The sequence below is a fragment of the Duganella phyllosphaerae genome (genome assembly GCF_001758785.1).
In the GTDB taxonomy this organism is placed as follows: Bacteria; Pseudomonadota; Gammaproteobacteria; order Burkholderiales; family Burkholderiaceae_D; genus Rugamonas; species Rugamonas phyllosphaerae.
On the sequence record NZ_LROM01000106.1, the window covers coordinates 1 to 20,097 of the forward strand.

The following is a 20,097-nucleotide window of genomic DNA, read 5'->3' on the forward strand; positions in this document are numbered from 1 at the left end:
CGGCCCAGCCGAAAGGCTGACCGGCCTCGCGCGCCCAGTCGCTGCTGGCCCTCTGATAAAATCGCGCTTTTGTCGCGTCGAGATTGCTCATGGCCTATCCTGTTTTCCGTCCTTTGTGCATGGCTTTGTCCACGCTGGCGCTGTCGTGCGCCATGCTGACCACGCTAACTTTATCGGCCCACGCCGCCCCCGAGCGCCAGCAGGTCATCGTGGACATGGACATCGGCGACGACATCGACGACTCGTTCGCGCTGGCGCTGCTGCTGCAAAGCCCGGAGATCGAGATCGTCGGCGTTACCACCGCGTGGGGCGACACCGCCCTGCGCGCGCGACTGGTCGAGCGCATGCTGCGCGAGACGGGCCATAGCGGCATTCCGGTCGCCACCGGCATCGCCACCACCGGCAATCCGCAGCCATTTACGCAGGCGCGCTATGCGCAGCGCGGCCAGCCGGCACCGGCATTGCCGGCGGTCGATTTCCTGCTCGAGCAAATCAGGCGCCAGCCGGGCAAGATTACCTTGCTCGCACTCGGCCCACTGACCAACGTGGGCGCTGCCATCGAGCGCGACGCCGCCACCTTTGGCAAGCTGAAACAGGTGGTGATGATGGGTGGCTCGGTGCGCAGCGGTTACCGCAAGTCGCAGTACGTGACGGCCCGCCCAGCCGACAAGGAGTACAACATCGCCTCCGAAGTGAAGGGTGCGCAGCGGCTGTTTACGTCCGGCGTGCCGATCGTGATGATGCCGGTCGATTCCACCCAGATCCGCCTCGATGAAGTCGAGCGCAACGCCCTGCTCGGCCACGGCTCGCCGGTGACCGACGCGCTGGCGCTGATGTACCACCAGTGGATCAATGCATATCAGCCCTGGTCAAGCAATATGCCGTCGCTGTTCGACCTGGTGCCGGTGGCGTGGCTGCTCGATCCCACGGTATGCCCCACCACGCCGCTGCGCATCGCCGTCACCGACGACGGCTACACGCGCGAGGTCGCCGGCAAACCGAATGCCGCAGTGTGCCTGGCCTCGAACCAGCCGCGTTTTTTTGAGATCTTCATGGGTCGCCTGCTGGCGGACAAGCCGTGAGCAGCCGCCTGGTCTACTCCACCGAAACCGGCCGCCTGTGCCCGGACTGCGCCAAGCCGTTGACCGCTTGTGCCTGCAAGGCAGCGGCCAAGGCCAGGCCGCAAGGCGACGGCAACGTGCGCGTGGCGCGCGAATCGAAGGGGCGCGGCGGCAAGACCGTCACCCTGGTGCGCGGGCTGGCGCTGGACGCGGCGGCGCTGGCGGCCCTGGGCAAGCAGCTGCGCAGCGCCTGCGGCTCGGGCGGGACGGTCAAGGATGGCGTGATCGAAATCCAGGGCGACCATTGCGATCTGGTCGTCGAGCATTTGAAGAAGTTGGGGCACAGTGCAAAGCGCACAGGCGGTTAGACGAAACCGGATGCCCGCCTGCGCAGCGGTCTGCCGATGCAGAAATGGATCCGTCATCCCCGCGCAGGCGGGGATCCAATTTGAATCAGGCCGACTTGGCCGCAGCCTCGCGCAACTTGTCCTTCTTGCTCTTGCGCTTGCCCTTGATGCCGCCGTTGACGGTATCGGTCGCCGCACTGACCGGCGGCGCCGTCTCCATCGCCTCGAAGCCGGCCACCGTTTCCAGCGCCAGCAGGATGTCCTGGCGCTTTTCGATCAGGTGAAAATGCTGCTCGGTCTCGGCACTGACAAAACTGATCGCCACGCCGCTCTCGCCAGCGCGGCCGGTGCGGCCGATGCGGTGAGTGTAGTCCACGGCCGAACGCGGCAAATCGTAGTTGACCACGGCCGGCAGGCGGGCGATGTCGATGCCGCGCGCGGCGACGTCGGTGGCGACCAGCACCTGCAGGCGACCGGCCTTGAAGTCGCCCAGCACCTCGGTGCGCGCGCCCTGGCTGAACTCTCCGTGGAAGGCGCCAGCCTTGATGCCGTTGCGATTGAGCTTGTCGGCCACGTGTTCGGCCGCGTACTTGGTGGCCACGAACACCAGCACCCGGTCCCATTGGTATTGCAGGATCAGGTAACGCAGCAGCATGGTGCGGCGCGGTACATCGACCAGGATCGCACGCTGGGCGATATCGGGTTTCGTCGCCGGTTCGGCCAGCACTTCCACCCGTGTTGGCTGGTGCAGCATGGTGTCGGCCAGGGTTTGCACCGCTGGCGGGAAGGTCGCGGAAAAGAACAGGTTCTGGCGCTGCTTCGGCAGCAGTTCCAGTATGCGCGCCAGCTCTTCGCTAAAGCCCAGGTCCAGCAGGCGATCGGCTTCGTCGAGCACCAGCATCGCCACCCGCGAAATTTTCAGCGCATTGTGGTCGATCAGGTCGAGCAGGCGCCCCGGCGTGGCCACCACGATATCGGCGCCGCCGCGCAGCGCCATCATCTGCGGATTGATCGACACGCCGCCGAACACGATCGCCACCTTGACCGGCATGGTCAGCTGCGCGACCAGCTTGCGCACCGATTCGCCGACCTGCGCCGCCAGTTCGCGCGTGGGCACCAGGATCAGGCCATGCAACTGGCGCGGGCCATCGCGGTTGTCGAGCAGCGATTGCAGCAGCGGCAGCACGAAGGCGGCGGTCTTGCCGGAACCGGTTTGGGCCGCGCCCAGCACGTCCTCGCCGCGCAGGATGGCAGGAATCGCTGCACGCTGGATGGCGGTGGCTTCCTGGTAGCCGATGGCGGCGACAGCGTTGACGAGCGAGGGAGCGAGGCCCAGCGAAGAAAATGACATGTTGGCCTGACAGTGATAATGAATTGGCCGCCAGTATACGACATTACGCCATGCGCCAGCCTCTCCCCTGGCCGGGCTTGCGCACCGGCCAGCACTGCACCACGCCCCACGCCAGCTCCGGCACGATGAACAGCCATAGCAGCGGCGCGCCGGTGGCGTTCAGCGCCCACGCCATCCAGGTGCCAAACAGCAGGCGCGCAGCGCCGTCGTAGCGCCCGAACCGCTGCTGCGGATCGGCGATGCGCAATGCCGACCATACCAGCACCACGCTGCCCAGCAGGCAGGCGAACAGCACGTGGAACGGCGCGAATGCCGGCAGCGCGGCGCCGCCCAGCGCCTGGTTGATGGCGCTGAGCTGGCTGTGGGCCAGCGCAAAAGTCCACGGGGTGGCAAACGGCGCCGTCACCAGGAGGTCGTACACGCCGCTGGCGCGCACGATGCTGCGAAAGCTGGAAGCTGAAAACTGCATGGTCTCTCCTGTCGTTGAACGAGACCGGATGCTAAAGCCTGGAGTACACTCCAGGGTCAAGCAAAAACAGGAACACCGATGCAGATAGGAGAAATGGCCGACGCTACCGGCCTCTCGCGCGACACCTTGCGGTTTTACGAAAAGCGCGGCCTGCTACGCGCGCGGCGCAGCGCCAACGGTTACCGCGACTATCCACCGGAGGCGGTGGAGTGGCTGCGCTACATCCGCCTGGCGCAGTCGCTCGGTTTTACGCTGGTGGAAATCGAAGCAGACCTGCCGTTGCTGGCCAACCCGAAGGCGTCCGGCGAGCAGTTGCGCACAGCACTGGCGCGCAAGCTTGCCGACATCGATCACCGCCTCGAAGGTTTGCAGGCGCTGCGCGGCGAGCTGGCGCGGCGCCTGCACCACGACATGTTCGCCTGCCCTTTGCAGGCTAGTTTGGCTTGATGGCGTTGCAGTCGTCGTAAGAGTACACCGGTGAGAACTGCAATCGCAGGCCGCCCACGTTGACCGCCTTCAGACCCGGATCGACCAGCTGGTAGCGGCCCTTGCGCAATGCCTCGAGCATCGGCCGGCAGCGAATGTCGAGCGTTGCTGAAAGCACCCACAGGCCGCCCGGCTGTTCCAGGAACAGGAAGCCGTCGCCGTAATCCTTATTGATCAGCATGACGTCGCGTTGGCCATCGCCGTTGGCATCGAGCAGCAGCGCCGTGCATTCGCGGTTCTCGCTTGTCAGGCAACCGGGCAGCGGCCGGTCGGTGGACTCTTTCCACTGCTGGGCGATGAAACTGGCCGGCAGCGTCTCGCTCACCGGCACCATCGTGATATTGGCGGCGACGCTCTCCACCGTCGCTTTGCCAGTTTCAGGGGTCCAGCGCTCCATTTGCTTGAGCACCGCCGCAGCCTTGGCGCTCACCACTTTCGGGTCCGTCCCCACGCCCTGTCGCACCAGCTGCTGCAAGGCCTCCTGGCCATACCGCTGGCCGTCGAAACGCAGGTAGCGGTAATCGAACTTGTCGGCCTTGACCAGCCCCTTTTCCAGGCGCGCCACCTGGTTGGCCACTGCGATGCGGGCCGGATCGGCGATCGGCGTAAACAGCGTCAGCAGCACCGCCAGCACCAGGAACGCCGCGCCCACGTTGACTGGCGCGATCTCGACCAGCCAGGTTTCGTAGCGGTGCGCGGCCCACTGGTAGCCGATCGCGTAGCACGATGCCACCAGCAGGCAGGCGGCAGCCACCACGCGGTCGGACGTCCAGCCATATTCGTGCACCCGCAATCCCAGCGCGTAAATCGCGATGCCGGTCAATGGCAACAGCAGGATGGCCGCCATGCGGGCGGCGATGCGGATTGGCAGGCTGGCGGCGGTCTGGCCGTTCTGGAAAGCGCAGTTGATCAGCATGACCAGCACGGCCACGGTGGTAAGCAGCAGCGAGGTGGCAAAACGGGTCTTCCACAGGCCATCGAGGCCGGTGAACGGCAACGTACACAGGAAGCCGCCGATGAGCACCACGGCCACCGGCAGGATCCAGGACGCCAGCACCAGCAGCAGCGAACGGATGCCGCGCACGATGGACGGCCGCACATCGGTAATGTGCAGCGCGCACGAGAAGGCGAAGCAGATCACCGGCGCCACGAACCACGGTTTCATCAGCAGGCGCTGGAGGAAGTCGAGCTTGATCATGTCGAACAGGCTCGCGCCCATCCACAGCACCGACCACAGTGCGCCGACGAAGAAGGCGGAGAACAGCAGTTGCACGGCCAGCTTCCAGGCCACTTCAAAATAACTGCCATAGCTGGCGATACGCTTGCCGTCGGTGGCGCCAGCCATGACCAGCGCATGGGCGATGTACAGGAATACGCCTGAAAACACGATCACCAGCATCGAGGGCACGCGCTGCGACGGCCGCCCCATGAAGCCGTAGTTGAGGTCCACGGCACCCGCACTGCGCCACGCTTCGTGCAGCGCCAGCACCACCAGCACTACGCCGGCGGCAGCAGTCCACCGCGCGACGTTCCGCGACGTCATGTGGCCGACGCTGGAAATGAACACCACCGGCAACAGCAGCACCAGCATAAACAGCGGCATGAACAGGAACGGCTGGGTGGCGGGCCACATATTGATGGTGGCGGCGCGGTAGAGCAGATACAGCAGCACGCCCTGCACCAGCCCCGTGGCCAGACGCGTGATCATCACCTGGCGGCTCACTTGCGCGCCCAGCACTTCGTCGTATTGTTCTACTTGCATGGCGATCCCTGCTCCCTTGGTGCTTTGATATCGGCGTAGTATCTCACGGAGTATCGAGCCCGGAGAACCACGCCCGGACAGAGACGCTATAATGCGTGACCCACGCTGCTTTTTTTCCAACATCGTCAACAACGTTAGCATCCCCGTGAATCCACATCTCGACAAGCTGCAACCGTACCCGTTCGAAAAGCTGCGCCAGTTGTTCGCGCAAGTGACGCCCAATGACCAGTTCAAGGCGATCAGCCTGGGCATGGGAGAACCCAAGCATCCAACGCCGCCGTTCATCGCCCAGGCGCTGATCGACAATATTGGCGGCCTGGCCACCTACCCCACCACCATCGGCACCGACGCGCTGCGCAGCGCGATTGCCGGCTGGCTGGAGCGCCGCTACGGTCTGCCAACAATTAATCCGGCCACCCAGGTACTGCCGGTAAACGGTTCGCGCGAGGCGCTGTTCGCGTTCGCGCAAACCGTGATCGACCCGGCCGCCAGGTCGCTGGTGGTGTGCCCCAATCCGTTCTACCAGATCTATGAAGGCGCGGCTTATCTGGCCGGCGCCGAGCCGTATTTCGTCAACTCCGACCCGGCGCGCAACTTCGGCTGCGACTATGACAGCATTCCCGCCTCGGTGTGGGAGCGCGTGTCATTGCTGTTCCTGTGCTCCCCTGGCAACCCCACCGGCGCCGTGCTCACCCTCACCGACTGGGAAAACCTGTTCGCGCTGTCGGAGCGCTACAACTTCGTCATCGCCGCCGACGAGTGCTACTCCGAGATCTACCACGGCGTCGAAGCGCCGCTGGGCGCGCTGCAGGCAGCCCACATCCTGGGCCTGTCGTCGGTGGAGAAACCATACGCGCGGCTGGTGGTGTTTTCCAGCCTGTCCAAGCGGTCCAACGTGCCGGGCATGCGCTCGGGCTTCGTGGCCGGCGACGCCGACGTACTGAAAAAATTCCTGTTGTACCGCACCTACCACGGCAGCGCCATGAGCACCGTCGTGCAGGCTGCGTCCATCGCGGCCTGGAACGACGAAACCCATGTCGAAGACAACCGCGAACAATACCGCGCCAAGTTCAACGCCATCACGCCGCTGCTGCAACAGGTGCTGGACGTGGCATTGCCCGATGCCGGCTTCTACCTGTGGGCCGATGTCACCCGTACCGGCCTGTCGGACACCGAGTTCGCTCAGCGCCTGTATGCCGAATATAATGTCACGGTCCTGCCGGGCAGCTACCTGGCGCGCGATGCGCACGGTGTGAACCCTGGCCGCAACCGCATCCGCATGGCACTGGTGGCGGAAACGTCCGAAGGCCTCGAAGCTGCGCAGCGCATCGTCCAATTCTGCAAAACCCTCGTTAAATAAAGATCACCATCATGACCCAACAACTCCAGCAAATCATCGACCAGGCATGGGAAGACCGCGCCAACATCAACCCGGCCAACGGCGCCGCCGAACTGCGTGACGCTGTCTCGCACGTGATCGCCGGCCTGGACGCGGGCACCATCCGCGTGGCCGAAAAAACCACGGGCGACTGGGTCGTGAACCAGTGGGTCAAGAAAGCCGTGCTGCTGTCGTTCCGCCTCGAGAACAACGTGGCCATGCCGTCGGACGGCACCATGCAGTTCTACGACAAGGTGCCAACCAAGTTCGCCAACTACACCGAAGCCGATTTCGCCAAGGGCGGTTTCCGCGTGGTGCCGCCAGCGGTTGCGCGCCGTGGTTCGTTCATCGCCAAGAACGTGGTGCTGATGCCCTCGTACGTCAACATCGGCGCCTACGTCGATGAAGGCGCCATGGTCGATACCTGGGCCACCGTCGGTTCGTGCGCGCAGATCGGCAAGAACGTCCACCTGTCGGGCGGCGTGGGTATCGGCGGCGTGCTGGAACCTATGCAGGCCAATCCGACCATCATCGAAGACAACTGCTTCATCGGCGCCCGTTCGGAAATCGTCGAAGGCGTGATCGTCGAAGAAAACTCGGTGATCTCGATGGGCGTGTACATCGGCCAGTCGACCAAGATCTACGACCGCGCCACCGGCGAAGTGACCTACGGCCGCGTGCCTTCGGGTTCGGTGGTGGTATCGGGCAGCCTGCCATCGGAAGACGGCAAGTACTCGCTGTACTGCGCGGTGATCGTCAAGCGCGTGGACGCCAAAACCCGCGCCAAGACCGGCATCAACGAGCTGCTGCGCGGTATCTAAGTAACCAGGTAAGCCAACCGGGAGAAGGCGATGGCCATGGAACGCCTGTTCCAGCTGATGCAGGAAAAGCATGCGTCCGATATGTTTTTCGCCGCCAACTCTCCCGTGCATTTCAAGATCGGCGGCGAACTGCTGCCGGTCAACCAGCAGTTACTGACGCCCGAGAACATCGAGGCGCTGCTGGCCAAGGTCGCGTCTCCGGCGCAAATGGCCGAACTGGCCGACACCAACGAACTCAATATGGGCATCTCGCTGGCCGGCGTGGGCCGCTTCCGGCTGTCGGCATTCCGACAGCGCGGCAGCGTCTCGGCCGTGTTCCGCTACGTGCCCGGCGCCATCCCTGCCCTGGCCGACCTCAAGGTACCGCCCGTGCTGGCGGACCTGATCATGGCCAAGCGTGGGCTGCTGCTGGTGGTCGGCTCCACCGGCTCGGGCAAATCGACCACGATTGCGGCGATGCTCGACCACCGCAACGCCCACTCCGCAGGTCATATCCTCACGCTCGAAGACCCGATCGAATTCCTGTTTACGAACAAGCAGTCGATCGTCAACCAGCGCGAGATCGGCAGCGACGCCACCAGCTTTGCCACCGCCCTGCGCAACTCCATGCGCCAGGCGCCGGACTGCATCCTGATCGGCGAGATCCGCGACAAGGAAGCCATGGCGGCGGCCATCGCCTACGCGCAGTCGGGCCACCTGGTGGTCGCCACGCTGCACGCCAATAACAGCTACAACGCGCTCAATCGCATCATCGGTTTTTATCCGATCGAGAGCCGCATGGCGCTGATGCAGGACCTGTCGTCGGCCGTGAAGGCCATTGTCTCGCAGCGGCTGGTGCCGGCCCTGGCCGGCGGCGCCCGCGCGGCAGCCGTGGAAGTGATGGTTAACTCACGCGCGGTGGCCGACCTGATCGAGGGTGGTCGCATTGGCGAGATCAAGGACGCAATGGACAACAGCATGTCGCCCGGCTCGCAATCGTTCGAGCAGGCGCTGGTCAAGCTGGTGCGCGATGGCGTGATCAGTGCCGAGGAAGCGCTGGCCAATGCCGATTCCGCCAGCAACCTGCTGTGGCAACTCAATAATGGGCGGGAGCAAAGGGGTGCGGGTGGTGCAGGTGGTGCATCTGCTGGCGATAGTTCGGCAGGCGCGGCCTCCGGGTCGGCTTCATTCACAGGTTTCACCCTCAATACCTGAGTCAGAAGGCGCTGGAAATTTTGTTGGCAATGCAGTGCGTGATAAGCTATAGCCCCCGCAAAGCAGCAACCCTTCAACAGTTCTAGACCGTCAATGAAAATCACCCTCTACGGCATCCCCAACTGCGACACCGTCAAAAAGGCGCGCACCTGGCTGGCCGACCAGCAGCACGACTTCACGTTCCACGATTTCAAGAAGCAGGGCCTCACGCGTGAGACCGTCGCCGGCTGGCTCAAGCAGGTGCCGCGCGACGTGCTGGTCAACCGTAAAGGCACTACCTGGCGCGCGCTGGCCGACGAACGCAAGGCGTCCATCGTCGATGACGACGCGGCAATCGCCCTGATGCTGGAAAACCCGTCGATCATCAAGCGCCCGGTGCTGGACAACGATGGCGCCTACGCCGTCGGTTTCAGCGACGCGCAATACCAACAAATCTTCAATACCTGACATGACACCTTCGAAAACCCTGGCGCTGACCGAAAAGCTGATTTCCCTGTCCTCCGTCACCCCCGACGACAAGGGCTGCCAGCAGCACCTGATCGACCTGCTCACTCCCTTGGGCTTCGTGTGCGAGACCATTATCTCCAACGACGTGACCAACCTGTGGGCGCGCCGTGGCACGACCTCGCCGGTGCTGGTGTTTGCCGGCCACACCGACGTGGTGCCCACCGGCCCGGTCGATCAATGGCAGTCGCTGCCCTTCAACCCCACGCACCGCGACGGCAAGCTGTATGGCCGGGGCGCCGCCGACATGAAGACCTCGATCGCCGCGTTCGTGGTGGCGGTGGAAGAATTCGTCGCCGAGCACGCCGACCACCAGGGTTCGATCGCGTTCCTGATCACGAGCGACGAGGAAGGCCCGGCCATCGATGGCACGGTCGTAGTGTGCAATGTGCTCAAGGAGCGCGGCGAAACCATCGACTACTGCATCGTCGGTGAACCGACCTCCGGCGAAACGCTGGGCGACACCATCAAGAACGGCCGCCGCGGTTCGCTGTCGGGCAAGCTGGCCATCAAGGGCGTGCAGGGCCACATCGCCTACCCGCAGCTGGCGCGCAACCCGATCCACCTGGCGGCGCCCGCGCTGGCCGAACTGGTGGCCGAGGTCTGGGACGAAGGCAACGAGTACTACCTGCCCACGTCATGGCAAATGTCGAACATCAATGCCGGCACGGGCGCCAACAACGTCATTCCCGGCGAGATGGTCATCGACTTCAACTTCCGCTTTTCCACCGCCAGCACGCACGAGGAACTCAAGCGCCGCGTGCACGCCATCCTGGATAACCACGGCCTGCACTACGAACTGAAGTGGGCGCTGAGCGGCCTGCCGTTTCTCACCCCGCGCGGCACCTTGAGCGATGCCTTGTCCGCCGCGATCAAGTCGGAAACCGGCGTGGACACCGAACTGTCGACCACCGGCGGGACGTCGGACGGGCGCTTTATCGCCCAGATCTGCCCCCAGGTGATAGAATTCGGCCCTCCCAACGCCAGCATCCACAAGATCGACGAGCATATCGAGCTGCGTTTCGTCGATCCGCTCAAGAATATTTACCGCCGCACGCTGGAAAACCTGCTGGCCTGACGCAGTGCGCCGGGCGTTTGCCCGGCACTTTACCGAACGAGATAGCCATGAACACCACGCCTTTCACCACGCCGCGCGACCTGCTGCGCTACGCCGTCACCCGTTTCAATACGGCCAAGCTGTTCTTCGGCCACGGCAGCGCAGAAGCATTCGACGAAGCCGCTTACCTGATCCTGCACACGCTCAAGCTGCCGCTCGATCGCCTGGAGCCCTTCCTCGACGCCAGGCTGCTGCCGGAAGAAGTGGCGTCGGTGCTGGCCGTGATTGCCCGCCGCACGGACGAACGCGTGCCGGCCGCCTACATCACCAACGAGGCGTGGCTCGGCACCTACAGCTTCTACGTCGATGAACGCACCATCGTGCCGCGCTCCTTCATCGCCGAGCTGATCCCCGAATATTTTGCTCCGTGGGTCAACTCGCCGGACAATATCGAAAACATCCTGGAACTGTGCACGGGCTCCGGCTGCCTGGCCATCATGATGGCCGACGCCTTTCCGGACGCGCAAGTCGATGCCGTGGACATCTCGGCTGACGCGCTAGAAGTGGCCAGGAAAAACGTCGCCACCTACGCGCTGCAAGACCGCCTGACCCTGATCGAGTCCGACCTGTACGCCAACGTGCCGGCCAAAAAATATGACCTGATCATCACCAATCCGCCGTACGTGAACTCGTCGTCGATGAGCAAGCTGCCGATGGAATACCGCGCCGAGCCGGAACTGGCGCTTGACGGCGGCAAGGATGGCATGGACATCGTGCGCCGCATCGTCGCTGGCGCGGCCGAACGCCTGACCGACGACGGCATCCTGATTGTCGAAATCGGCAATGAAAAAGAATTCGCCGAAGCTGCCTTCGGCGAGATGGGCCTGACCTGGCTCACCACAAGCAACGGCGACGACATGGTATTCCTGCTGACCGCCGACCAGCTCAAACTGTAAAAGAACAACATGATCCGCTTCATACAAGTAAGCCTGATGCGCGGCACCAAGCCGCTGCTGGAACAAGTCGACGTTACCCTCAACCCGGGCGACAAGATCGGCCTGATCGGCGCCAATGGCGCCGGCAAATCGAGCCTGTTCGCCATGATGCGCGGCGAGCTCCATCCCGACCAGGGCGAAATCGACTTCCCGGCCAAGTGGCGCGTGGCCCACGTAGCCCAGGAAACCCCGCCGCTCGAACGCGCGGCACTCGACTACGCGATCGACGGCGACGTCGGCCTGCGCAAGCTCGAAGCCGAACTGGCGCGCCTGGAAGCGGCGCCCGAGTCGAGCGAAAACGGTATCGCCATCGGTAACATCTACAGCGCACTGGCCGATGCCGACGCTTACACCGTCCAGTCGCGCGGCGAGCAGCTGCTGCTGGGTCTTGGCTTCACCATCGAACAGATGCAGCGTCCCGTCTCGAGTTTTTCCGGCGGCTGGCGCATGCGCCTGAACCTGGCGCAGGCGCTGATGTGCCCATCCGACCTGCTGCTGCTCGATGAACCAACCAATCACCTGGACCTGGACGCCATCATCTGGCTCGAGGACTGGCTCAAACGCTATCCGGGCACCCTGCTCATCATCTCCCACGATCGCGACTTCCTCGACGAGGTAGTCAACGTGGTCGTGCACATCGACGAGCGCAAGCTCAAACGCTACTCGGGCAACTACTCGTCGTTCGAGCGTCAACGCGCAGCGCAGATGATCCTGGCCGCCGGCGCGCTGGAAAAGCAGCAGCGCAAGCGCGCCCACCTGGAATCGTTCGTCAACCGCTTCAAGGCGCAAGCCTCCAAGGCGCGCCAGGCGCAAAGCCGCATGAAGGCACTGGCGAAGATGGAAGAACTGGCGCCGCTGCGCGCCGCCGCCGAATTCTCGTTCGAATTCCGCGAGCCGCTCAGCGCCCCGAACCCGCTGCTGGTGATGGAAGACGTGGACGCCGGCTACAAGATCGAGAACGAGAAAACCGGTGAAGTCACCACCAAGACCATCGTCAACAACATCAAATTCTCGCTGCAGATCGGCCAACGCATTGGCCTGCTGGGTGTGAACGGCGCCGGTAAATCGACGCTGATCAAGACCATCGCCGGTGAACTGGCGCCGCTGACTGGCGACGCCACCATCGGCAAGGGCCTCAATATCGGCTACTTCGCCCAGCACCAGGTGGAGATGCTGCGCCACGACGAATCACCGCTGTGGCACCTGGCCAAGATCGCCCCGACCGTACGCGAGCAGGAACTGCGTAACTTCCTCGGCGGCTTCAACTTCCCCGGCACCATGGTCACCAGCTCGATCGCGCCGTTCTCCGGTGGCGAAAAGGCGCGCCTGGCGCTGGCGCTGATCGTCTGGCAGCGCCCTAACCTGCTGCTGCTCGATGAACCAACCAATCACCTCGACCTGGAAACGCGTGAAGCGCTGACCGAGGCGCTGGCGCAGTTCGAAGGCACGCTGGTCGTGGTCTCCCACGATCGCCACCTGCTGCGCGCTACCACCGACGAATTCATCATCGTCGCCGACGGCAAGCTGCAACCGTTCGACGGCGACCTGGACGACTACAAGGACTGGCTGTTCAAGACCAAGCTCGGTAAGGGCACCGACGTGCTGCCGGCTGCGGGCAAGGCCAACAAGACCGACTTCCCGGTGGCATCGCCGGTGGCGCCGCCGTCGGCCCCTGTGGTCAACACCAAGGACCAGAAGCGCAAGGAAGCGGAAGACCGCCAGCGCCTGGCCACGCTGCGCAAGCCGCTGGAACAGAAGATCAAGCGCCTGGACGACCAGATTGCCAAGCGCAGCGCACAAAAAGCGGAAGTCGATGGCCGCCTGGCCGATGCGACCATCTACGAAGCAGCCAACAAGGCCAAGTTGAAACAGGCGCTGGCCGACCAGACCTTCTTCACCAAGGACCTGGGCGAGCTGGAAGCACAGTGGCTGCAGTTGCAGGAAGAGCTGGAAGCGCTGGCGTAAGCTTTTGTATCAAGCCGCCTGGCGTGGGGTGCAGGGAAATTTGCGGATCGACATCAGCTTGTCGATATCGACCACGATCAGGCGGCGGCCATCGACCGCGCCGATGCCGAGCAGGTAATCAACCTGCGGCGCAACCGCTGGCGGCGTATCGGCCAGCGGTATCGGCTGCAACTGCGCCATCGTCAGCGACACGATGTCGGTCACGCCATCGACCACCATCCCCATCACGCAGCTCGACAGCTTTAAAATGATCACGTCCGTCAGCGGATCGTGTTTCGGTGGCCGTGGGCCGAAAGCGATGCGCATGTCGACAATCGGCATGATCACGCCGCGCGAGACCGCCACGCCGCTGATGATTTCCCCGTCCGCCGAAAAACGCTCGAGCTCCTTGAGCGGCCGCAGTTCCTGCACCTTGTCGAAGTCGAGCGCGTAATCGAGGCCGCCGAGCCGGAACACCAGGTATTGCCGCGCGGTCGCTGCGGCGGTGCCGGCGACTGCAATGGCGGTGGACGTTTGCGTAGCTGGGTGGGAGATGCGCGACATGATGATCCTTTCGTCCTCGGGCGTGCGGTAACAGGCATGTGCCATGGTAGCCGCGCCGCCCGCTGCGGATGTTGACTGGAATCAACTTTCACAGGGCGCGCTGCGGCCTGTTTGCTACAATGCGCCGATGAACCAGCAGATCGACATCAACGAGGTGGAACTGAACGCCATCCGCGCGCAGGGACCGGGCGGCCAGAACGTCAACAAGGTCTCCAGCGCAGTGCACCTGCGCTTTGCCATCGCCACCTCCTCGCTGCCCGAACACATCAAGGAACGCCTGCTGGCCCTGCGCGACAGCCGCATCACGCGCGATGGCGTGGTGGTGATCAAGGCCCAGCAGTCGCGCAGCCAGGAAGCCAACAAGGAAGACGCGCTGCGGCGCCTGCAGGAACTGGTGGACAGCGTGGCGGTACTGCCAGCCATCCGCCGCGCCACCAAGCCCACGCGCGGTTCGCAACGCCGCCGTCTGGACGGCAAAGCCAAAGACGGCGAGCGCAAGCAACTGCGCGGCAAGGTGACGCTGTAGTCAGGCGGCCATGGTCATGGCCGCCCGCACGCACTGGTGCAATCCCAGCCCGATCAGGGCGATAAAGAAGCAGCGCCGGAACACCGCAGCCGACATGCGCTGGCGCAGCCACTGGCCCACCACGATGCCCAGCGCCGCCGGCAGCAACGCCAATAGTGAGCCAGTGGCGGCGCCCGCGTGCCAGTCGCCGCGCCAGGCCAGCATGGCCGCCAGCGCCAGCGTCGATACCGTAAAGCTCAGGCCCAGCGCCTGCACCAGGTCTTCGCGGTCGAGGTCCAGCGCCTGCAAGTACGGTGCGGCCGGCATGATGAAGACGCCAGTGGTGCTGGCGATGGCGCCGGTGGCCAGGCCGGCCAGCGGCCCCGCCCAGCGCTGCGCCGCCTGCGGCACCCGGCCGCGCCAGCCCGACAGGCCCAATGTGCCGTAACCGGCCAGCAGCACGCCGAGCACCGCCGGTGTCCATGCCGCCTCACTACCTGTGCCGGCGCCTGGCGCGAGCAGCAGCCACCCACCGATGGCGGTGCCCACTCAAGTGGCCAGCAGCATCGGCCGCAGCCGGCGCCACAGCGGGTAGAGCGCCGGGCCGGTGGCCAGTTGCCATACGTTCGTCAACGCCGAAGGCACGATCAGCAAGGCTGCCGCTTCCAGCGGCGCCATCTTCAACGACAGCAAGGCCACTGCAACCGTGGGCAGCCCCATCCCGGTCACGCCCTTGACCAGGCCAGCCAGCACGAAAACCAGCGCAATAAACAGAGTCATGTTGTCCATGAACGCCATTGTCCTCCTGCGGAGCGCTGCTGCAAATGTGGAATATACTGAGGCAGACTTCGTCATTGACATAGGCTGCCATGCGTTTCGACCTGACCGACCTGCAACTGTTCGCCCACATCGCCGACAGCGGCAGCATCACCGCCGGCGCCCGGCTGGCGCATTTGGCGCTGCCATCGGCCAGCGCCCGCGTGCGCGGCCTGGAGCAAGCGCTGGGCGTACCGCTGCTGCGACGCGGCCGCCGCGGCGTGGAACCCACCGAGGCCGGACTGGCGCTGCTGCGTCACGCGCGCATCATCGGCCGCCAGGTGGAAGACCTGCGCGGCGACCTGGCGCAGTTCGCCGATGGCTTGAAGGGGCAAATTCGACTGCTGTGCAACACCTCGGCCATGACCGAATTTTTGCCCGATGCGCTGGCCGCGTTCCTGGCTGCCCATCCGGGCCTGGGCGTGGACCTGGAAGAGCGGCCAAGTCGCGACATCGTGCAGGCCGTGGCCGAGGGGGTAGCCGACATCGGCATCATCACCGATGCGGTGGACAGCGCTGCGCTGCAGACCTTCGCGGTCTGCGACGACACCCTGGTGCTGGCGATGGCGCGCAATCATCCGCTGGCGCGGCAACTGGGCCAGCGCCGCAGCATGGCGTTTGCCGATGCGCTCGATCACGATTTTCTGGGGCTGGCTGGCGACAGCGCGCTGCAACAGTACGCCACCGGCCAGGCGGCGCGGCTGGGGCGGCGCCTGCATTGCAACATCAGGCTGCGCAGCTTCGAGGCGGTGTGCCGCATGTGCGCTGCCGGCGCCGGTGTGGCGCTGCTGCCGGCAACGGCGGCGCACCGCCATGATGACGAACGTTTGCTGAAAACGGTAAAGTTGACCGACGACTGGGCCGCGCGCAAGCTGCTGGTCTGCGTGCGCGACCGGAGCACCCTGCCCGCCCCGGCGCGTGAACTGCTGGCAGCGCTGCTGGATTAATCGCCCTGTGGCGGCGCCCAGTGAACAGGCCCGACGCTGCCGAAGAACAGCGAAGGCGTACCCGCTGCCGACGCCCGCACCCTGGCCTTGATTTCCTTGGGCGAGTAATCGTAGGGCGCCATGCCGTCGGGCACGTACGTCATCGGCCGCAATTGCACTTCGCCCTGCAGCAGCACGACCGAGCAGTGCGATTTGCCGATCAATGTGCGCTTGTCACGTTCTGCCTGCGCCACTTCGGCGCGCGCCTGTTCTTCCTGTACCTGCGCGGCCTTGAGCGCGAGCGAAATGCGCCCCACCGAGCGCAGCGCCGGGCCCACGGCGGTGGCCATGCGGTGGAACAGCGGCTCCTGCTCCGGCGTGAGCACCACTTCGCGCTTGCGCACGCGGGTGGCCAGGGTGAGGTAGTTGCGCACCTCGGCCTGGCTGGTGATGGCATCCATCTCCTGCTTGTGCTGGGCCGCTTCGCGCTGGGCTGCCGCTACCCTCGGCAGCAGGTCTGCCACGCGCTTGTCGTAGGCGGCGGTGTCGGGCACCAGCACGTACAGCAGCATCTCGCTTTGCTTGCGCGGGCCGGCGTGAACGATCTCGATGGAGCGTGCGGCAATCGCGCAGCCTTCGGCCACCTTGATCACCACCTCGTCGGCCATGATCTCGCAGTTGATGGCCTCACCGATCACCACCCTGGTGCCGGAGATGACGCAGTTCTCGGCGCGGGTGAGCGCGATCTCGCCTTTTTTGGTTTGCAGCACCGCGCCCGAGGCCACGCCGCGCACGCGGATGCCGCCGTCGGCATTCAGGGCCGTGCCCCCCATCAGGTTGCTGTTGAGGGAAATGTCGCCGCCACGCGACTCGATGCCGCCGTAGACATCGCCGTGGATGGTGATGTTGCCGCCTTCAACCTTGCGCTGCTCCTGCACCGCGCCGAATTCTTCATACTCGCCGGTCAACTGCAAATTGCCGGTGGTGCGGGCGCTCACGCCCTCGCGGCTGATGATCTTGGGACCGATCGAGATGCGGCGGGTCTTGGGATCCACGCTGAGAAAACCTTCGACCGACGACACCAGGTATTCGCCATCGCGAAAGTTTTCGATCATCGTGCCCTCGCCGGCCACCGACGTCAGCTCCAGGTCCTTGGGCGCCGGCGGGTCGATCACCGCCCCCGACATCTCGAAACCGCGCACGCCCGGCACGGGCGGCACCTTGCGCAGCAGCTTGACCTGCGGTTTGACCTGCGGGAAGCGGTTCTGGAATGTCTGTAAATCGAGCCGGCCATCCGACTTTTCGCGCGGGGCGTCGCTGCGATGGATGTCGCGCGAGACTTCCACGATGGCGGCGTCGCGTCCGGGCATGGCATTCAGGCGCCGGGCCACCGTGATGCGCGCCACGCGGCCGGTGGCGATCACGTCGCGCACCGCCGGCGCGTCGATGCCGAAGCGGATGCCCTTGATCCACATGTCGGCGACAAATTCGTCGAAATTCAGGCGCGCCGGCTGCGAAGGCAGGCCGGGCACGTCGAAGTACACCTGCTCGAAATAATATTCGGCCTCGCCGCCGATGACCTTGACGCTCTTGTACAACTGGCGGCGCGCGGGATGAAACGGCTCGATGCGGTCGGCAAAACGCAGCAGCGGACGCTCGGCCAGCGCGGGTGGCAAGTCGGGACCGGCGTTGTAGACCATCTTGGTGAAGACGGCGTAGTGCAGCCCCACGAAGCAGGCGCCGCCAAGGAAGATCTGGCCGACTGCGGCCAGGCGCGCCACGGGCGTGGCAGCAACGTCGAAGTAGATGCCATCATCACGCTTGACGAGCGCTGCGGGCAGTTCGCCCTCGGCGCCTGAATTCAACGTCGTTGCGTTTGACACGGTATTCCCCACGAAGATGTACGTCGGAGCGGAGCGCTCCTTCACTTTTTTAATATGTCCTATAGCCTAGCATGAACCGCCGTCATTGTGTACTTGCCGAGGGGTCCAGGTGCCAGTTCAGCGCCCCCTCGCTTTCCCAGAACAGCACCGCGCCGCCGGCCGGTGTGCCGCGCAGGCGCTGCTTGATGTCCTTGGCCGGCAGTTGCGCCAATGGCGGCAAGGCGCCGGCGCCGGGGCCAGTGCTCGCAGCAGCCACCGGGTAAGGCATGGTACGCACCACGGTCTCGCCGCTGACCATGTGCAAGCCGCAGCGCGCGGTCCCCGCAGCCGCCAGCTTTTGCGCCATCACGCTGTCGATGCGGTCGCACAGCAGTTTTTGCTGGGTGAGCGCGATCTGGCCATCCTTCTTCAAACGGTCGAGCGCCTGCATCGGCTCGGCCACGCCGGCGGCGATCTTGCGCAGGATGTGCGCCTGCTCGGGCGACACGGTCAGTTCCTGGTTGCGCAGCTTCTGCGCCAGCGCCAGGTAGCGCCGCATGTCAGGCAGCGCCGAGATGCGCGCCGCTTCTTCTTCGTGGCCTGCCAGCGCACGCGCCAGTTCGCCCCGGCGCAGTTCGAGCTCGGCGAGCTCCTGGTCGAAGCGGGCGACGTCGCGCAGCAGCACGTACACCACCATCTCGGTGCGGCGGCGCGGGCCGGCGCATTCGATTTCCACGTCGCGCCCGGCCACCGCGCAACCTTCGGCGGTGGCGATGCGCAGCGCATCGGCGACGATCTCGCAATTGGACGCCTCGCCGATGGTCACGCTGCCGCCGGAGATGATGCAGTTCTCGGCGCGCGCCACGGTGATGGCGCCGCTGCCGGTGTGGATCACCGCATTGGAAGCCACGCCGGCGATGGTGATCGGACCGTTGGCGTTGCGGATGCTGCCGCCCACCAGGTTCCGGTCCAGCACCACGGCGCCACCGCGCGAGTGGATGTTGCCGTAGACGTTGCCGTGCACCGTGACGTCGCCGCCGGTCACGTCGCGCTGCTCCTGCACGTCGCCATATTCTTCGTAAGCGCCGGCCAGTTCCAGGTTGCCGGTGGTGCGCCCACTGACGCCGTCGAGACTGACGATCTTGTCGGTCACCGACACCCGATGGGACTTGGGATCCACGGCCAGAAAACCCTCGCGGGTCGAGACGATGTAGTCGCCATCGGCCAGCTGCTGCACCTCGGTGCCGTCGCCGGCCAAGTGGCCCAGCACCAGGTCGGCCGGAGGCGCCGGCGCCGTCATGCGGCCGGCCAGGTCGAACCCCGGCAGGCCTGGCGCGGCAGGTACTTTTTTCAGCAGCCGCACGCCGGCCTTGATTTGCGGGAAGCGGTTCTCGAAACTGTGCAGGTCGATGCGGCCGTCGGCGCGGGCCTTGGGAGCGTCGCTGCGGTGCAGCGCGTCCGACACCTCGAGCACCGTGGCGTCTTGCCCCGGCTCCGGTTCGAGGTCGGTGGCAAAGGTAATCCGTTCGGCCTTGGGCGCCTTGATGGCGTTGGACACCGCCGCCACGTCGATGCCGAAGCGGATCCCGTGGCCCCACATGGCGGCGACGAATTCGTCGACGTCGAGCCGCGCCACGCGCTCGGGCAGCACGGTGCCGTCGGCCAGCACTTCCTCGTCGAGGAACAGCGGCTCGAAATAATATTCGGCATAGCCACGGCCCGGCTTGGGCGGCTTGTAGAGCGGCAGGCGGCTGGCAGGGATCTGGCGCGCAGCGGTGGCCAGGCGCACGGCCTGGGTCTGTATCTGGTTCTGGTTCTCGGCCAGGCCAAGATCGGGACCGACGTCGTACAGCGCCTTGATCAGTACCGGGTAAGACAGCCCTGCCAGGCAGAAGCCGGCAGCGTATACCTGGTTGATGGCGGCGGCGCGCGCCGGCGGCGGCAGGCCGAGGTCGATATAAATGCCGTCGGGGCGCTGGATCAGGCCCATGGGCAAGCTCGCGTCAGGCGCGGATAGCGCGGACACGGCCGATAGCGCTGCGGTTGCAACGTCTT

20 protein-coding genes are annotated in these 20,097 nt (G+C 65.0%); 12 read left to right on the forward strand and 8 right to left on the reverse strand.

Annotation, left to right across the window (positions count from 1 at the left end):
• Positions 1 to 89 precede the first annotated feature (89 nt).
• Together DUPY_RS19015 and DUPY_RS19020 are read left to right on the forward strand one after the other, a co-directional pair.
• Positions 90 to 1,082 carry a nucleoside hydrolase gene (locus DUPY_RS19015; RefSeq protein ID WP_229255426.1) on the forward strand — a complete coding sequence of 331 codons (993 nt, stop codon included), beginning with the start codon at positions 90 to 92 and terminating at the stop codon, positions 1,080 to 1,082.
• Complete coding sequence (locus DUPY_RS19020) at positions 1,079 to 1,429, forward strand: translation initiation factor Sui1 (protein ID WP_070250106.1); 351 nt, start codon at positions 1,079 to 1,081, stop codon at positions 1,427 to 1,429. The genes DUPY_RS19015 and DUPY_RS19020 overlap by 4 nt, the downstream gene beginning before the upstream one ends.
• A gap of 85 nt (positions 1,430 to 1,514) precedes the next feature.
• On the opposite strand, the gene DUPY_RS19025 is transcribed toward DUPY_RS19020, so the two are convergent.
• Positions 1,515 to 2,759 (reverse strand): DEAD/DEAH box helicase, encoded by a 1,245-nt coding sequence (locus DUPY_RS19025; protein ID WP_070250108.1) that lies wholly within the window; start codon positions 2,757 to 2,759, stop codon positions 1,515 to 1,517.
• 43 nt (positions 2,760 to 2,802) lie between these two features.
• Complete coding sequence (locus DUPY_RS19030; RefSeq protein ID WP_070250109.1) at positions 2,803 to 3,228, reverse strand: hypothetical protein; 426 nt, start codon at positions 3,226 to 3,228, stop codon at positions 2,803 to 2,805.
• A 78-nt stretch (positions 3,229 to 3,306) separates the two neighbouring features.
• Here DUPY_RS19030 and DUPY_RS19035 point away from each other — a divergent pair, with 78 nt between their 5' ends.
• Entirely contained in the window at positions 3,307 to 3,675 is a 369-nt protein-coding gene (locus tag DUPY_RS19035; protein WP_070250111.1) for a MerR family transcriptional regulator, read from the forward strand.
• Here the strand turns inward: DUPY_RS19035 and DUPY_RS19040 are convergent.
• Complete coding sequence (locus DUPY_RS19040) at positions 3,662 to 5,476, reverse strand: DUF4153 domain-containing protein (protein ID WP_070250114.1); 1,815 nt, start codon at positions 5,474 to 5,476, stop codon at positions 3,662 to 3,664. The two genes, DUPY_RS19035 and DUPY_RS19040, sit on opposite strands and share 14 nt — an antisense overlap.
• Positions 5,477 to 5,621: 145 nt before the next feature.
• Between DUPY_RS19040 and dapC the strand changes: the two genes are divergently transcribed.
• The 7 genes from dapC (at position 5,622) to DUPY_RS19075 (ending at position 13,390) form a co-directional block, all read left to right on the forward strand.
• Entirely contained in the window at positions 5,622 to 6,836 is a 1,215-nt protein-coding gene (gene dapC, locus DUPY_RS19045) for a succinyldiaminopimelate transaminase (RefSeq protein WP_070250232.1), read from the forward strand.
• 11 nt (positions 6,837 to 6,847) lie between these two features.
• Positions 6,848 to 7,675: a 2,3,4,5-tetrahydropyridine-2,6-dicarboxylate N-succinyltransferase gene (dapD, locus tag DUPY_RS19050; RefSeq protein WP_019920257.1), complete on the forward strand. Its 828-nt coding sequence runs from the start codon at positions 6,848 to 6,850 to the stop codon at positions 7,673 to 7,675.
• Between the two features lie 30 nt (positions 7,676 to 7,705).
• A complete protein-coding gene (locus DUPY_RS19055; protein WP_070250116.1) occupies positions 7,706 to 8,869 on the forward strand; it encodes a PilT/PilU family type 4a pilus ATPase in 1,164 nt (387 codons plus the stop codon).
• A 93-nt stretch (positions 8,870 to 8,962) separates the two neighbouring features.
• Positions 8,963 to 9,316: an ArsC family reductase gene (locus DUPY_RS19060; RefSeq protein ID WP_070250118.1), complete on the forward strand. Its 354-nt coding sequence runs from the start codon at positions 8,963 to 8,965 to the stop codon at positions 9,314 to 9,316.
• 1 nt (position 9,317) lies between these two features.
• Complete coding sequence (gene dapE / locus DUPY_RS19065; RefSeq protein WP_070250120.1) at positions 9,318 to 10,451, forward strand: succinyl-diaminopimelate desuccinylase; 1,134 nt, start codon at positions 9,318 to 9,320, stop codon at positions 10,449 to 10,451.
• A 47-nt stretch (positions 10,452 to 10,498) separates the two neighbouring features.
• Positions 10,499 to 11,386, forward strand: coding sequence for a 50S ribosomal protein L3 N(5)-glutamine methyltransferase (gene prmB / locus DUPY_RS19070; protein ID WP_070250121.1), 888 nt, complete (start codon positions 10,499 to 10,501; stop codon positions 11,384 to 11,386).
• A gap of 9 nt (positions 11,387 to 11,395) precedes the next feature.
• Positions 11,396 to 13,390 carry an ATP-binding cassette domain-containing protein gene (locus tag DUPY_RS19075; RefSeq protein WP_070250123.1) on the forward strand — a complete coding sequence of 665 codons (1,995 nt, stop codon included), beginning with the start codon at positions 11,396 to 11,398 and terminating at the stop codon, positions 13,388 to 13,390.
• A 9-nt stretch (positions 13,391 to 13,399) separates the two neighbouring features.
• On the opposite strand, the gene DUPY_RS19080 is transcribed toward DUPY_RS19075, so the two are convergent.
• Entirely contained in the window at positions 13,400 to 13,933 is a 534-nt protein-coding gene (locus DUPY_RS19080; RefSeq protein WP_070250234.1) for a chemotaxis protein CheW, read from the reverse strand.
• Positions 13,934 to 14,060: 127 nt separating this feature from the next.
• Between DUPY_RS19080 and arfB the strand changes: the two genes are divergently transcribed.
• Entirely contained in the window at positions 14,061 to 14,459 is a 399-nt protein-coding gene (gene arfB, locus DUPY_RS19085; protein ID WP_070250124.1) for an alternative ribosome rescue aminoacyl-tRNA hydrolase ArfB, read from the forward strand.
• Here arfB and DUPY_RS19090 read toward each other — a convergent pair whose 3' ends face one another.
• Together DUPY_RS19090 and DUPY_RS29315 are read right to left on the reverse strand one after the other, a co-directional pair.
• Entirely contained in the window at positions 14,460 to 14,987 is a 528-nt protein-coding gene (locus DUPY_RS19090; protein WP_443093059.1) for a TSUP family transporter, read from the reverse strand.
• Positions 14,988 to 15,227, reverse strand: a complete 240-nt coding sequence (locus DUPY_RS29315; RefSeq protein WP_443093060.1) for a hypothetical protein — start codon at positions 15,225 to 15,227, stop codon at positions 14,988 to 14,990.
• A gap of 80 nt (positions 15,228 to 15,307) precedes the next feature.
• On the opposite strand from DUPY_RS29315, the gene DUPY_RS19095 reads away from it, so the two are divergent.
• Positions 15,308 to 16,201 carry a LysR family transcriptional regulator gene (locus DUPY_RS19095; protein WP_070250125.1) on the forward strand — a complete coding sequence of 298 codons (894 nt, stop codon included), beginning with the start codon at positions 15,308 to 15,310 and terminating at the stop codon, positions 16,199 to 16,201.
• Here DUPY_RS19095 and DUPY_RS19100 read toward each other — a convergent pair.
• Both DUPY_RS19100 and DUPY_RS19105 read right to left on the reverse strand, forming a co-directional pair.
• Entirely contained in the window at positions 16,198 to 18,063 is a 1,866-nt protein-coding gene (locus tag DUPY_RS19100) for a flagellar assembly protein A (RefSeq protein WP_229255427.1), read from the reverse strand. The two genes, DUPY_RS19095 and DUPY_RS19100, sit on opposite strands and share 4 nt — an antisense overlap.
• 82 nt (positions 18,064 to 18,145) lie before the next feature.
• Positions 18,146 to 20,032, reverse strand: a complete 1,887-nt coding sequence (locus DUPY_RS19105) for a flagellar assembly protein A (RefSeq protein ID WP_070250129.1) — start codon at positions 20,030 to 20,032, stop codon at positions 18,146 to 18,148.
• Between the last annotated feature and the right edge of the window lie 65 nt (positions 20,033 to 20,097).